The 1,095-nt window shown below is 36.9% G+C and carries 2 protein-coding genes and 1 pseudogene; 2 read left to right on the forward strand and 1 reads right to left on the reverse strand.

Translation table 11 applies throughout. From position 1 onward, the window contains the following. Positions 1 to 415: lipoyl synthase (locus tag ACFIO5_RS10495; protein ID WP_522729885.1), on the forward strand; the 415-nt coding region annotated here is incomplete at its 5' end. Between the two features lie 2 nt (positions 416 to 417). Further along, positions 418 to 879: a type II toxin-antitoxin system RatA family toxin gene (locus tag ACFIO5_RS10500; protein WP_011180509.1), complete on the forward strand. Its 462-nt coding sequence runs from the start codon at positions 418 to 420 to the stop codon at positions 877 to 879. Positions 880 to 966: 87 nt separating this feature from the next. On the opposite strand, the pseudogene ACFIO5_RS10505 reads toward ACFIO5_RS10500, so the two are convergent. Then, positions 967 to 1,095: pseudogene (locus ACFIO5_RS10505) on the reverse strand (CinA family protein); the annotation flags it as partial.

The raw sequence follows: 1,095 nt of genomic DNA on the forward strand, positions 1-1,095 counted from the left end.
TAATTTAGAAACGGTTCCTTCTAAATATTTAAAGGTTCGTCCAGGGGCACGTTATTTTCATTCGATTCGGTTATTACAACGTGTTAAAGAACTGGATCCGACAATCTTTACAAAATCAGGAATTATGGTTGGTCTTGGAGAAGAACGAAATGAAATTCTCCAATTGATGGATGATTTACGCTCTGCAGATGTTGACTTTATGACAATTGGGCAATATTTGCAGCCTACGCGAAAGCATCATCCAGTTATTCGTTTTGTGCCTCCCGAAGAGTTTGAGTCTTTTGCCAAAATTGGTAAAGTGAAAGGTTTTTTACATATGGCTTCCACTCCTCCGACGTGTGCCTCTCGTCCTGCGGGTGATGTTTTTGCAATTTTGCAAAAAGCGCGTGATGAAAAATTTGCTTTACAGAGATAGTTATGCCAACTTTTACAACACATCGGCAAATTGCCCATAGTGCCCGTGAAATGTTTGATCTTGTTGCAGATATTGAATGCTATCCTGAATTCTTACCAATGTGTGAGGCTTTAATAGTCCGTTCTCGTAAAAAATGTGAGGAAAAGACTTTGCTTCTTGCAGACATGACAGTTGGCTATAAACTTGTCCGAGAAACTTTTACAACTCAAGTCTTTCTTCAACCGAAGGAAAAACGCATAGAGGTTAAATACATTGATGGTCCATTCAAATATCTTGAAAACCGTTGGGCTTTTCATCATACTGAGAAGAGCAACATCTGTAATATAGAATTTTTTATTGATTATGAATTTAAAAGTAAAATGCTTGGATTGGTAATGGGCTCAATGTTTGATATTGCTTTTCATAAATTTACCGATGCTTTTGAAAGGCGTGCTCATAGGATTTATGGTTCTCCGGTAATATAATTTATTCAGTTAAATTTATGATATCTGTCATATATCATGGGATGTGATTGTAGTGATGTGTCATCTGGAAATCAGAGAGAGAAGGTATCATTGCAGAGATTCCAAGATCAATTTCAAAGCATTTTTAACAGTTGCATGACGGATAGCCTTGCGATCAAGATTGCCAAAGCGCATTTCTGTGTACAGAGTTTTATGATTTTTATAAGCAACTGCGAA

The organism is Bartonella sp. AA86SXKL (assembly GCF_042196885.1).